At 70.4% G+C, this 13,146-nt stretch carries 11 protein-coding genes; 5 read left to right on the top strand and 6 right to left on the bottom strand.

All coding sequences use genetic code 11. From position 1 onward, the window contains the following. Positions 1–135: 135 nt before the first annotated feature. The 5 genes from HBB12_RS28720 to carB form a co-directional block, all read right to left on the bottom strand. Positions 136–1,035, bottom strand: a complete 900-nt coding sequence (locus tag HBB12_RS28720; RefSeq protein WP_236992486.1) for a LysR family transcriptional regulator — start codon at positions 1,033–1,035, stop codon at positions 136–138. A gap of 512 nt (positions 1,036–1,547) precedes the next feature. Then, positions 1,548–2,027, bottom strand: a complete 480-nt coding sequence (locus tag HBB12_RS28715) for a P-loop nucleotide/nucleoside kinase family protein (protein ID WP_236992485.1) — start codon at positions 2,025–2,027, stop codon at positions 1,548–1,550. A 22-nt stretch (positions 2,028–2,049) separates the two neighbouring features. After that, entirely contained in the window at positions 2,050–2,568 is a 519-nt protein-coding gene (locus HBB12_RS28710; RefSeq protein WP_236992484.1) for a hypothetical protein, read from the bottom strand. A 106-nt stretch (positions 2,569–2,674) separates the two neighbouring features. After that, positions 2,675–3,151: a transcription elongation factor GreA gene (greA, locus tag HBB12_RS28705; protein ID WP_203155701.1), complete on the bottom strand. Its 477-nt coding sequence runs from the start codon at positions 3,149–3,151 to the stop codon at positions 2,675–2,677. A 124-nt stretch (positions 3,152–3,275) separates the two neighbouring features. After that, positions 3,276–6,749: a carbamoyl-phosphate synthase large subunit gene (carB, locus tag HBB12_RS28700; protein WP_236992483.1), complete on the bottom strand. Its 3,474-nt coding sequence runs from the start codon at positions 6,747–6,749 to the stop codon at positions 3,276–3,278. A gap of 163 nt (positions 6,750–6,912) precedes the next feature. Here carB and HBB12_RS28695 point away from each other — a divergent pair, with 163 nt between their 5' ends. Both HBB12_RS28695 and HBB12_RS28690 read left to right on the top strand, forming a co-directional pair. Then, on the top strand, positions 6,913–7,686 hold the full coding sequence (locus HBB12_RS28695) for an SDR family NAD(P)-dependent oxidoreductase (RefSeq protein ID WP_236992482.1): 774 nt from the start codon (positions 6,913–6,915) through the stop codon (positions 7,684–7,686). Between the two features lie 109 nt (positions 7,687–7,795). Continuing rightward, positions 7,796–8,260, top strand: coding sequence for a GtrA family protein (locus HBB12_RS28690; RefSeq protein ID WP_236992481.1), 465 nt, complete (start codon positions 7,796–7,798; stop codon positions 8,258–8,260). Between the two features lie 230 nt (positions 8,261–8,490). Here HBB12_RS28690 and HBB12_RS28685 read toward each other — a convergent pair whose 3' ends face one another. Next, complete coding sequence (locus HBB12_RS28685; protein ID WP_236992480.1) at positions 8,491–9,759, bottom strand: glycosyltransferase family 4 protein; 1,269 nt, start codon at positions 9,757–9,759, stop codon at positions 8,491–8,493. A gap of 268 nt (positions 9,760–10,027) precedes the next feature. On the opposite strand from HBB12_RS28685, the gene HBB12_RS28680 reads away from it, so the two are divergent. From HBB12_RS28680 to HBB12_RS28670, 3 genes are read left to right on the top strand one after another with little or no spacing between them, the layout of a single operon-like run. Next, the gene (locus tag HBB12_RS28680; RefSeq protein ID WP_236992479.1) at positions 10,028–10,678 is read left to right on the top strand and encodes a NeuD/PglB/VioB family sugar acetyltransferase; all 651 of its coding nucleotides are present in this window, start codon (positions 10,028–10,030) and stop codon (positions 10,676–10,678) included. A 5-nt stretch (positions 10,679–10,683) separates the two neighbouring features. After that, complete coding sequence (locus tag HBB12_RS28675; protein WP_236992478.1) at positions 10,684–11,595, top strand: glycosyltransferase family 2 protein; 912 nt, start codon at positions 10,684–10,686, stop codon at positions 11,593–11,595. Continuing rightward, on the top strand, positions 11,559–13,094 hold the full coding sequence (locus HBB12_RS28670; RefSeq protein ID WP_236992477.1) for an oligosaccharide flippase family protein: 1,536 nt from the start codon (positions 11,559–11,561) through the stop codon (positions 13,092–13,094). The genes HBB12_RS28675 and HBB12_RS28670 overlap by 37 nt, the downstream gene beginning before the upstream one ends. The last annotated feature ends 52 nt before the right edge of the window (positions 13,095–13,146 follow it).

Below are 13,146 nucleotides of genomic sequence, written 5' to 3'. Positions count from 1 at the left end.
CTCGAGGCCACGTCGAAGGGACGAGGGGGCCGGGACCGGCGCCTGCCGGTCCGTCGAGAACCCGCGGCGCCGTCACCGGATGGCGGCGGGATAATCCCGGCCGCGACACGGCGCCAATGCTATGTTTGCCAAGAACTATTCCGGTTCCGAATAGTTTGGCGGATCCTCCGCGGCGACGGCCCAGACCTCGTCGAGGAATGAGCGGTGGCGCTCGGCGCTGCGGTAGAGCCGGATGTCCATCGGCATCTCGCGTCCGAGCACCGTGAGGGCGCCTGCGCGGATCTCGGGCTCGACCAGGCTGCGCGGCAGCCAGGCGATGCCGTGGCCGCCGAGCGCCATCGAGCGCAGGGCCTCGGCCATCGAGTTCTCGTTGGTATGGACCGGGTAGGTCGCCGGCGCGTCGTCACTCGATTGCGCGATCCCCGCCAGCCGGCCGAGGAACGAGCCGCGGGAATATTGCAGCAGCGGCAGGCGGCCCTTGGCGTCCGGCACCAGCCCGCGCGGGGAGGCGACCGCCGCGAGGCTGTCGCGGCCGACGATCCGGCAGGGATAGCGCTCGGGATCGAGCGGGATCGGGATGCCCGGATGATGATAGGTCAGGAGCAGATCGTAGCCGCCCTCGACCAGCGCCTGGACGCAGATGTTGAAGTTGTCCGGCAGCACCCGGCTCGCCACCGGCCCGAGCGCATCGCGGATGCGGCCGAGCCAGCGCGGCAGGAACGACAGGCAGAGCGAGTGCAGCGCCGTGATCGTCACCACCGGCAGCCCGGCCCCGTCGCTGCGGGCGCGGAAATCCGCCCGGCTCAAGGTGAGCAGCCGCACCACCTCCTCGGCGGTTTCCAGGAACTGGCGCCCGTCGGCGGTCAGCGTGATCGGGTAGGTGCTGCGGTCGAGGAGCGCGGTGCCGAGCCAGACTTCGAGCGAGCGGATGCGCCGGCTGAAGGCCGACTGGGTGACCGCGCGGGCCTCCGCCGAGCGCGAGAAGCTGCGGGTCTCGGCGAGGCTCAGGAAGTCCTCGATCCACTTGAGTTCCATCGCGGGCGTCCGGGTGGGCGGGGCTGGCGTGACCCTCGCGCCGCGTCACTCTATGGGAAGCGGCCGGGCAAGGCAGCCACACGCGCCCTGACCTCCACCGTGTCATTCTTGTGGTGCGAGAAAGAGCCTAGAATCTAAAAAATCAGAGTTTGTTTGATGTGCCGGAGCAGCATCGTAACGAGTTATTCTATCCCTTGCGCGACCTCATCCTGAGGCGTTAGTCAATCGAAGATGGAATAAACTCGAAGGAAGGCTCCAGAAGTCTGTGCGATCCCTGGAGCCTTCCTTCGAGGTCGGTCGATTTTCAATCGACCAACACTTCAGGATGAGGTCGTGGGTGGGAACGGGTACCTCAATCAATCAACAGGCTATCAGGCCGGGGGGCGAGGAGAGTGGAACGGCTTCCGCTCTGTCCGGTCCCATCCGCGGTTCAGGATCCCGGGCTCCGCTGCGCGGCCCCGGGATGATCCCGTGTAGTGGAGAGGGAAGGGCCGATCCTGATATCGGCTCGATCAAGTCGGCTTCGGTACGGCCGCGATGAACACTTCATCGGCGTGCAGCGGCTCAAGCCGCTCCCTCAGCACATCGAACGTCTCCGGTGCGATGAACAGGCTGCGATCCGCATGCCCATTCCGCGCCGCCACCCGGCGCCGCGCCTCGTCCTCCGGGCATTCGACCTTGTAGAGGAGCGCGCGGGCGCCGCAGGATTCCACCACGCGACGGGCCTGATCGCGCTCGGTCCGGCGCCAGAACCCGTAATCCAGCACAACGTCGATGCCGAGGGTCAGACAGCGGGTCCAGACCGGCTCCATCAGGTCGAGGATTACCGCTGCGTGCTGCGGGAAGGTATCGGCGGGCGGGTTTTCACCGAACAGGCGCGCCATCCACTCGTCCGGCGTGAACCGCACCGCCCGGTGTCGCTGCTCAAGATCCCGTGCCAGGGTCGTCTTGCCGGAACCGACGAGGCCGAACAGGAGGTGGGCGGTCGGCATCCTCAGGGGCTCGCCACAGACCTCAATTCAACCCCAACCCCCGCTTCAGCCAGGCCGCATAATGCTCGCTGATATACGTCACCCGCCGCCCCTCGGAAGCCGGATCGTACCATGCCCCACCGGAACTGGCATTGGTGGCCGAAAGCTGGGGATGGCGCAGCAGCACGGTGCCGGCGCGGTCGACCACCAGGGCCTCGCCTTCGAGATAGTCGGTGTTGGTCGCGTTGCCGCCGCTGAAGCGGGTCTCGCTGCCGGCATAGGGGTTGAGCGAGACGCCGGTGACCCGCACCACGAGCGTCGGGCCCGGACCGCCGACCCTGTCGGCGAAGGTCTTGGCGAGGGCGGTCTGCAGTTCGCCCCGCACGTTCTCCGCATAGGGGCCGAGGCCGCGGGCGAGGAGAGGGCCGACATCGACCCGGATGGCGGAGAAACGCATCCCCGGCGGCAGGGTCGCATCCTGCGCGCTCGCCGGCCCGGCGGCCGCCAGCAGGGCGGCCGCGATCAGGGATCGGCTGATCAGGGTCTTGAACCAGCGCAGCATCCGGATCGTCTCCACGGCGCCCGACGGGGCCACCTCGTCACGGCGGAGATAGCCCCGGGAGGGCGTTCCGGCAACGCGTCCCGCGCGTGCCGGACGGCCTGTGCCGTTACCCGCCGTACTGGATGCCGGTGATCTCGTAGGACTTGCCGCCGCCCGGGGTGACGACCTCGACGGTGTCGCCGACGCCCTTGCCGATCAGCGCGCGGGCGATCGGCGAGGTGATCGAGACCCGGCCTGCATGCACGTCCGCCTCGGGCTCGCCGACGATCTGGTAGGTCTTCTCTTCCTCGGTGTCCTCGTCGATCAGCTTGACGGTGGCGCCGAACTTGATCTTCGAGCCCGAGAGCTTCGACACGTCGATGACCTCGGCGCGGGAGATCAGGCTCTCCAGCTCCAGCACCCGGCCCTCGTTGTGGGACTGCGCCTCCTTGGCGGCGTGGTACTCGGCATTCTCCGACAGGTCGCCGAGCGCGCGGGCCTCCGCGATCGCCTGGATGATCCGCGGACGCTCCTCCTGCTGACGGCGCTTCAGCTCCGCCTCGAGCGCCGCGAATCCCCGTACCGTGATCGGAACCTTGTCCATCGTCGTCGTCTCGCGTCACAAATAATCGGCCCGGCGAGAGGGTGAGCCTCCCGACCGGGCCTGTTTCCGATTGTCTCGCGCGGGCGCGAGGGGATGAGATAGGGCTCGTCCGCGGTCTTTCGACTTAAGCCGCGAAATATTCCTGCAGAGCCCGGACCTCGAGATCACCCTCGAGATAGGCCTTGATCCCCTCGGCAGCCGCCATCGCTCCTGCGAGAGTGGTGTAGTACGGCACTTTATGCAAGAGGGCGGCCCGGCGTAAGGATCGGGAGTCGGACAGCGCGCCCGCCCCCTCCGTGGTGTTGAACACCAGGTGGATGTCGCCGTTCTTGATCGCGTCGACCACGTGCGGCCGTCCTTCCAGCACCTTGTTGATGCGGGTGCAAGGAACGCCGTTGTCGACGAGGTAGCGCTGCGTGCCGGCGGTGGCGAGGACCGTGAAGCCGAGTTCCGCGAGCAGCTTGATCGACGGCAGGATGCGCGCCTTGTCGTCGTCGCGCACCGAGACGAAGACCGTGCCGGCCTTCGGCACCTGGGTGCCTGAGCCGAGCTGGCTCTTGGCGAAGGCGACGCCGAAGCCGCGATCGAGGCCGATCACCTCGCCGGTCGAGCGCATCTCCGGGCCGAGCAGCACGTCGACCCCGGGGAAGCGGGCGAAGGGGAACACCGCTTCCTTCACGGCAATGTGCGGCAGCGTCTTGGGCTTGAGGCCGAAGGAGGCCAGGGGCTCGCCGGCCATCACCCGGGCGGCGATCTTGGCGATCGGCTCGCCGATCACCTTGGCGACGAACGGCACGGTGCGCGAGGCCCGCGGGTTGACCTCCAGGACGTAGATCACCCCGTCCTTGATCGCGTATTGCACGTTCATCAGGCCGCCGACCTCCAGCGCCAGCGCCAGGCCGCGGGTCTGGCGCTCCAATTCGGCGATGGTCTCGGGCGACAGCGAGCGCGGCGGCAGCGAGCAGGCGGAATCGCCCGAATGGATGCCCGCCTCCTCGATGTGCTCCATGATGCCGGCGATGAACACGTCCTTGCCGTCGGAGACCGCGTCGACGTCGACCTCGATCGCATCCGACAGGTAGCGGTCGAACAGGAGCGGGTTCTTGCCCAGCACCGTGTTGATCTGGCCGGTCTTGTCGTTGGGGTAGCGCGCCTTGACGTCCGACGGGATCAGGCTCGGCAGGGTGTCGAGCAGGTAGTCGGCGAACTGGGTCTCGTCGCGGATGATCGCCATCGCGCGCCCGCCGAGCACGTAGGACGGCCGCACCACGAAGGGCAGGCCGAGATCGGCGGCGATCAGCCGGCTCTGCTCCACCGAATAGGCGATGCCGTTCTTGGGCTGCTTCATGTGCAGCTTGTCGAGCAGGCGCTTGAAGCGGTCGCGGTCCTCGGCGAGGTCGATCGCGTCCGGCGAGGTGCCGAGGATCGGCACGCCGGCCTCTTCGAGGGCGCGGGCGAGCTTCAGCGGGGTCTGGCCGCCGAACTGCACGATCACGCCGTGCAGCGTGCCGGCCTGGCGCTCGGTCTCGATGATCTCCAGCACGTCCTCGGCGGTCAGCGGCTCGAAATAGAGCCGGTCCGAGGTGTCGTAGTCGGTCGACACCGTCTCCGGGTTGCAGTTGACCATGATGGTCTCGTAGCCCGCATCCGTCAGCGCGAAGCAGGCGTGGCAGCAGCAATAGTCGAACTCGATGCCCTGGCCGATCCGGTTCGGGCCGCCGCCGAGGATGATGACCTTCTTGGCGTCCGTGGGCTGGGCCTCGTCGGCCACGGCCCCGGCGAAGGGGGCGACGTAGGTCGAGTACATGTAGGCGGTCGGCGACTTGAACTCGGCCGCACAGGTGTCGATCCGCTTGAAGACCGGCCGCACCGACAGCGCCCGGCGGGCGGCGCGCACCGCCCCCTCGTCCATGCCGGCGAGCACGGCGAGGCGCGAGTCCGAGAAGCCCGCCGCCTTGAGCTGGCGGAAGGCGCCCTCGGTCTTCGGCAGGCCGAAGCGCTTCACCTTGGTCTCGAGGTCGATGATACCCTGGAGCTGCTCCAGGAACCATGGATCGATCTTGCACGAGGCGTGGACCTCCTCGTGGCTGACGCCGAGCCGCAGCGCCTGCGCCACCTTGAGGAGGCGATCCGGGGTCGGCGTGCCGATCGCCGCCTTGATGGCGTTGCGGTCGTCGCCCTTGCCGAGGCCCTCGATCTCGATGTCGTCGAGTCCGGTCAGCCCCGTCTCGAGCGAGCGCAGGGCCTTCTGGAGCGATTCCGCGAAGGTCCGGCCGATCGCCATCGCCTCGCCGACCGACTTCATGGCGGTGGTGAGCGTCGGCTCGGCGCCCGGGAACTTTTCGAACGCGAAGCGCGGGATCTTGGTGACGACGTAGTCGATCGTCGGCTCGAACGAGGCCGGGGTCGCCCCACCCGTGATGTCGTTGGCGATCTCGTCGAGGGTGTAGCCGACCGCGAGCTTCGCCGCGACCTTGGCGATCGGGAAGCCGGTCGCCTTCGAGGCGAGCGCCGAGGAGCGCGAGACGCGCGGGTTCATCTCGATCACGATCATCCGGCCGGTGGCCGGATCGACGGCGAACTGCACGTTCGAGCCGCCGGTCTCGACGCCGATCTCGCGGAGCACCGCGAGCGAGGCGTCGCGCATGCGCTGGTATTCCTTGTCGGTCAGCGTCAGCGCCGGCGCCACGGTGATCGAGTCGCCGGTATGGACGCCCATCGGGTCGACGTTCTCGATCGAGCAGACGATGATGCAGTTATCCGCGCGATCGCGGACGACCTCCATCTCGTACTCCTTCCAGCCGAGGACCGATTCCTCGATCAGGACCTCGTTGGTCGGCGAGGCGTCGATGCCGCGCTCGACGATGTCGAGAAATTCTTCCCGGTTATAGGCGATGCCGCCGCCGGTGCCGCCCATCGTGAAGGACGGCCGGATGATCGCCGGCAGGCCGACCTCGGCGAGCGCCACCAGCGCCTGGCCGAGCGCGTGCTCGCCGTAGCGCTTGCGCCGGTCGTTCTCTCCGCTCGCCCACTTCTTCTCGAAGGCGGCCAGCGCCGTCTTGCGGGAGGCCTCGTCGCTCTCGGCGGCCTCGATGCGAGCGACCTCGGCGAGGTACTTCTCACGATCGGCCTTCTTGGCGGCGGAGGCGTTGGCGAGCGCCGATTTCGGCGTCTCGAGCCCGATCTTGGTCATCGCATCGCGAAAGAGGCTACGATCCTCCGCCTTGTCGATCGCCTCGGCGGTGGCGCCGATCATCTGCACGCCGAACTTCTCCAGCACGCCCATGCGCTTGAGCGAGAGGGCGCAGTTCAGCGCGGTCTGGCCGCCCATGGTCGGCAGGAGCGCGTCGGGCCGCTCCTTCTCGATGATGCGGGCGACGATCTCCGGGGTGATCGGCTCGACATAGGTCGCGTCGGCGAGATCCGGATCGGTCATGATCGTCGCCGGATTCGAGTTGACCAGGATGATCCGGTACCCTTCCTCGCGCAGGGCCTTGCAGGCCTGCGTCCCGGAATAGTCGAACTCGCATGCCTGCCCGATGACGATCGGACCCGCGCCGATGATGAGGATGGAGGAGAGATCGGTGCGCTTGGGCATCGGACGCTTCAGACTCGTGCGGCGCGCTGCCGCGTTCCTCGTTTCCGGCCTCGGGCCCGGCGGGGCGTGTCGTGGCGGAAGCGGAACGGGCGGAAGCGGCGGGGATTGCGTTGGGCGCCCTTAGCATAGGCGAACAGATCAGGGGAAGGGTGTGGCCGAGTTCATGGATCAGGAGGGAGATGCGCGCTGGACGCTGGTCACCGGCGCGTCGAGCGGAATCGGCGTGGAGATCGCAAAGGAATTCGCAGGCCGGGGCTGCCCGCTGGTCCTGAGCGCCCGTCGGGCGGACAGGCTGGAGGCCTTGGCCGCGGAACTGCCCGTGCCGACGCTGGTGGTGCCGGCGGACCTCGCGGCGCCGGATGGCCCCGAGGGACTGCTCGCGGCGGTCGCGGCGCGGGGGATCGTTCTCCACACCCTCGTCAACAATGCGGGCTTCGGCCTGCGCGGTCGCTTCGCCGACCTGCCGGCCCGGGATCAGGCCGAGATGGTGGCGCTGAACGTCGCCGCGCCGACGATCCTCAGCCGTCGGGTGCTGCCGGGCCTGATTGCGAGAAGGTCCGGCGGCATCCTCAACGTCGCCTCGGTGGTGGGCTACCTGCCCGGGCCCAACATGGCTGCCTATTACGCCAGCAAGGCCTTCCTGCTCTCGCTCTCGGAAGCGCTCTACGAGGAAGCGCGGCCCCACGGCGTCACCGTCACCGCCATCTGCCCCGGCGCCACCGCGACGGAGTTTTCGGCAAGAGCCGATGTCGGCGGGGCGAAGCGCTTCACCGGCAACGTGATGAGCGCCGAGGCGGTGGCGACGGCGGCGGTCGCCGGCTACCTCGCGGGCCGCGCGGTGGTGATCCCGGGCGCGGCCAACCGCGCGGCGGTGATCGGCGCCCGGCTGATGCCGCGCTGGCTCAGCCGGAAGGTGGCGGCGCGCCTGCAAGGGTGACCGGTAAGGATGAACGAATTCCGCCGCTTTCGGGTCATCTTCGGTTCAGTGCCGGGCGCTAGGAGAGGAAGCGGGGCGGCCCCGGCCGTCGGTCTTGTCGAGTGGCGTCGTGGCGAGCGAACCGAGAGCGAATCCCCGGACTGGCGTCGCCCCGGCGGCCCTGGCACGGCAATTCCTGTCTTACGTCGGGGTGAGCCTCGCGGCGCTCGCGGTGCATTACGCCCTGCTGGCGACCCTGGTCGAGACCGGCCGGGCCGACCCGGTGCCGGCGGCGCTCGCCGGCTACCTCGCCGGCGCCGTGGTCTCCTACGGGCTCAACCGCCGCCTGACCTATGCCAGCGCGCGGCCCCATGCGGAGGCGACCTGGCGCTTCGGCGTCGTGGCGGCGATCGGCTTCGGGCTGACCTGGCTCATCATGGCGGGGCTGACCCGCGGCTTCGGCCTGCCCTACCTCGCCGCGCAAGGGCTGGCGACCGGGGTGGTGGTGTTCTGGAATTTTCTGGGCCACCGGGTCTGGACCTTCGCGGTCCGGCCGGTGCCGGTGCTGTCGGGGGAGGTGCCGGGGGTGCGGTGAGGGCGGTTACTTCTGCGACGTCCCTGATACCCTCCGCGTCATTCCGGGGCCGCGAAAGCGGAGCCCGGAATCCAGATACTCAGGTCGAAGAGAGTAAAGCGGACAGCGATCCGTTTTTCTTTTGAATCGCCAGCGGTTCTGGATTCCGGGCTCCGCTGCGCGGTCCCGGAATGACGCGGAGGGTGTCAGGGAAGTCGGGAGAAACGATCGCTCGTCAGGGCAAGCGCCCCTCACGGCTCCACCTTCGCCGCCGCCCGCCCGACACCCACCCGCTCCACCCGCACCGTCGCGCCGCTCTCCCGGGCGATGGCCGCCGCGAACAGCCCCCGCAGGGTGGTGGCGAGCCTCGTGAGGTCGTGGTGGCGGGCGACGCGGGCACGGCCGACCCGGCCCATCCGGGCGAGCGTCGCGTCGTCGGCCCGCAGGATGTCGCGCAAGGCACCCGTCAGGGCGGCGGCGTCGCCCGGGGGCACGATGCGCCCGCACTCATCGTCGACCAGTTCCGGGATGCCCGCCACGGTGGTGGTCACCACCGGCCGCTCCAGCGCCAGGGCTTCGAGGAGCACGATCGGCAGGCCCTCGGCGAAGCTCGGCAGCACCAGGGCGCGGGATTCGGCGATTGTCCTGAGGACCTCGGCGCTGCTCTGCCAGCCGCGCAAGTCGATCAGGTCGCCGACGCCGTGGCGGGCGATCTCCGCCTCGATCGCCGGGCGGCTCTCGCCGTCGCCGATCAGCACCAGGCGGAACGGCGCCTCGGTCCCGCGCAACGCCGCCACGGCCGCCGGCAGGTAGACCTGCCCCTTCTGCGGGCAGAGCCGGCCGACGCAGACCAGAATCCGGCTCTCCCCCGCCGGCCGCTCCGAGGGCACGAAGTCATCCAAGTCGAGGCCGCAGCGCGCCACCGCGATCCGGTCGCGATACTGGGAGCCACCGAAGCGCAGAAGCTGCCCGCGGCAGAAATCCGAGATCGCCACCGCGAAGGCGGCACCGGAGAGCTTCAGCGCCAACCCGTCCTCGGCGGCGGTCAGGAACTCGTCCGGCCCGTGGGCGGTGAAGCTGTAGGAGGGGCCGCCCATGGTGCGGGCGATGAGCGCCACCGCGGCGGCGTTCGACGAGAAATGCACGTGGGTGTGGGCGATGCCCTCGCGGCGCAAGCAGCGCAGGAAATACACCGACTCGAGGAAATAGGCCGCATGCCGCACCGCCCCGCCGGCCCTTTGACCGAGCCGGGCTGCGAGCCAGGCGCCCCGCAGGAACGCCGCCGGGCCGGTGACCGCCTGGCGCAGGGCGGCGAGCGCGAGCCCGCGCAGGTTGCCGCTCAGGATGTAGTGGGTGCGCGCCTGGTCGGCGATGTCGGCGGGATCGACGAGGGGCTGGTGCCAGCGCCGCAGCGCGAAGCGCCGCACCGTGACGCCCTGCGCCTCGAGAGCCGCCATCTCGCGCCGGATGAATGTCGAACTCGTCACCGGGGCGGTGTTGACCAGATAGGCGATCTTCATGGGCGACGACGCTCCCGAGGTCTCGTCGCGCGCGAGGCGGGCATCCTCGCGCCGCGCGATCGTTGGCGAGCAGCCTAGGGGGTGCATCCTCCCGCGGGAGCGGCGGAATTCGGCGGCGCTCCTGCCCAGAAGGGCGGGCCGACTTACGCCTTTCGGAGGTCCCGGCGCCGACGATTGCGACGCTTACCCGGCGGACAGGGCCGGCTAGCCTGCTGCGAGCCGCGGCCAGTCCTGCCCCACCAAGCCCCGGCGAAGCGTCGGCACCGCCATGCAGCGTCCCCTGATCATCCTCGGCACCGGCGGCAACGCCCTCGACATCCTGGACCTCGTCGAGTCCCTGCCCAGGCCCTGGCGGGTGATCGGCTTCCTCGACGATGCGAGGCCGGAGGGCGAGCGCGTCGCCGGGCTGCCGGTGCTCGGGCGCCTCGGCGCGGCGCGGCGCCTCGCCGAGAATCCGGATGCGGCCTTCGTCAACGCCATCGGCAGCGAGGCGAGCCACCGCGAGCGGCTGGCGATCGTCGCCGGGACCGGCCTCGACCAGGCGCGCTTCGCCACCCTGGTCCATGCCGGGGCGGCGGTCTCGCCGCGGGCCGTCCTGGGTCCCGGCACCTGCATCCATCACGGCGCCAGCGTCGCCGGCCAGGTCGTGGTCGGGGCCCATGTGACGATCGGGCCGGGCGCGATCGTCGGGCACGACACGGTGATCGAGGACGGGGCGGTGCTCGCGCCGGGCTGCATCGTCAGCGGCTTCGTCCGCCTCGGGCGGTCCTGTTACGTCGGGGCGGGCAGCGCACTGCGCCAGCGCGTCGCGATCGGCGACCGGGCGCTGGTCGGCCTCGGCGCGGTCGTCCTGCGCGACGTGCCGGCGGGCGCCACCGTCGTGGGCAATCCCGCCCGTATCTTGCGGCGGGGGGCGTGAATGCCATGACGAGCGTTCTGCGCGGCCCCCGTGTCTCGGTCGTGCTCCGGCTCCGGGCGGGTTTCCCCGCCGGGCCGACGCTGGCTTCCCTCGAAGCCCAGACCTTCGGCGACTACGAGGTTCTGGTGGTCGGAGAGGGAGCGGGCGAGGTCGCGGCTCTCGCCGCCGATCCGCGGGTGCGGGCCCTGCTGCGCGAGCCTGAATCCGGCAGCCTTGCCGCCCGCAACCGCGGCGTGACCGCCGCGCGGGCCGAGTGGGTGGCCTTCCTCGATGCCGGCGATACGTGGCGCGAGGACCACCTGGCCGAGCTCGTCGCCGCGACCCGCTTCGGCGATGCCGTGGCGGTGTTCGGCAACCCGGTCCTGGGGGAGGGCGGCCGGCCGCTCCTGCCGATGAGCGTGCCCCCGGGCCGGATCTCGGACCCGTTCGATTTCGCCCTCCGGATCGGGGCCGCACCGTTCCGGGCGAGCGCCGCGCTGGTCGAACGGGCCGCGGCGATCGATGCCGGGCTGTTTCCGGCCCGCTGCGGCGGCGGATCGGACCTCGACCTGTGGGGCCGCCTCGCGCTGCAGGGACCGTTTCGCTTCGTCGCCCGGCCGACATTGGTGGTCGCGCGCGCCGTGCCGTCGCGGCGCGTGCCGCCGCCGCCGCTGCTGGCCGCCACCCTGAAGACGCTCCTCGACGAGGGCGCGGTGCCAGCCGAGCTGGCTCCGTCCGTCCGGCGCTGCCGCAACCGGCTAGTGCTCGACCATGCCCGAACGCTCGCCGCTCTCGGCCGCGCGGCCGAGGCGCGATCGATCCTGGCGCGGGACTGCATCCCGGGCCTCGATCCGGCCCGCTACCTCGCGGTGCTCGCCCGCGCCTGGCGCGCCGGATGGGGATGGCCGGCGCCCCGGGCACTCGCCGGCTCGCCCTGATCCGCCCGCCCCACCTCTCCTATGCCAAGGTTGTGTCGATGAGCCTCGTCAAGCGCGCCGTCCTGCTCGTCTCGGGCGAGCGCTACCTCGTCCTCTCGATCACCCTGTGCCAGACCGCCCTGGTCTCGCGCCTGCTCACCCCGCAGGAGGTCGGCCTGTCGATGCTCGGGGTGGCGCTGGTGCAGGTCATCGACGGCCTGCGCGATTTCGGCACCACCAACTACATCATCCACGAGCCGGCGACCTCGCGGCGGAGCGCCCGCACCGCCTTCACGGTGCTCCTCGCCCTGTCGCTGGTCTTCGCCGTGGCCCTGTTCGCCTCGGCCGGGCTGTGGGCGAGGCTCTACGGCCAGCCCCTGCTCGAATCCTACCTGCGGGTGCTCGCCGCGAGCTTCCTGCTGGTGCCGTTCTCCGGGCCGCTGATGGCCTTGATGCGCCGCGACTTCCAGTTCGCCGCCCTGATGTGGGTCAATGTCGGCACCTGCCTGACCTATGCGGTCGTGCTGACCGGCTTGGCGCTCCTCGGCTTCGGGGCGATGAGCTTTGCCTGGGCGACCGTCGCGAGCGCCGCCGCCACGGTGGCCTTGAGCCTCGCCGGCCGGCCCGAGCCGGGGGTCTACCGCCCCTGCCTCCAGGGCTGGCGCACGGCGCTGGCGATCGGCGGGTTCTCCAGCGTGACGACGCTCCTCAACCGCGCCTACGACCTCCTGCCGATCTTCCTGCTGGGCCGCTTCGGCGGGCCCGACCTCGTCGGCCTCTTCGGCCGGGCCCAGGTGGTGAGCCAGTTGCCCGACAAGATGATCCTCGGCAGCCTCGGCGCGGTGATCCTGCCGATGTTCGCCGCAGACCGGCGCGACGGGCGGGCGCTCGCGCCGACCTACCTCGCCTCGATCGGCAACATCTCGGTGGTGCTGTGGCCGGTGGCCCTGCTGCTCGCGCTCATCGCGCAGCCGGTGGTGCTGGTGCTGCTCGGCGCGCAGTGGCTCGCCAGCGTGCCGATCGTCCAGGTGCTGGCGCTCGCCTCGATGCTGACCTTCCCGGCGATGCTGACCTATCCGGTACTCCTGGCGAGCGGAGGCCTTCGCGACACCCTCACGGCGAGCCTGATTGGCCTGCCCCCGAGCGCTGCGATCATCGCCGCGTCGGCCTCCCACGGGCCGCTCGCGGTGGCGGCGACGCAATTCGTCACCGTCCCGCTCCAGGTCGGGATCGCGCTCCACTTCATCCGCCGCCGGGTGCCGTTCAGCCTCGCCGATCTCGCCGGTGCCTTGAGGATCAGCGCCCTCGTCACGGTCGCCACCGCCCTGCCGCCGCTCGCCGTCATCGCCATCTCCGGCCGGGGCTTCGCGCTGACCATCCCGGAGGGGGTGGTCGCGGGCTTCGGCGGTGCGGGGGCCTGGCTCGTCGCGATGCTGGTGCTCGACCATCCCGTCGCCGGGCATGTGCGGGAGACGATCCGGCCGGTGGTGGTGGGGTTGCGGGCGCGGGTGGTGCGGTGAGGGGGCGATCAGCAAGCCAAGCCCCTCGACTCTCTGTCCGGGGTCTCGCATC

It is taken from the genome of Methylobacterium sp. SyP6R, from assembly GCF_019216885.1.
Classification (GTDB): Bacteria; Pseudomonadota; Alphaproteobacteria; order Rhizobiales; family Beijerinckiaceae; genus Methylobacterium.
This window is presented reverse-complemented; position numbering and strand designations above follow the sequence as displayed.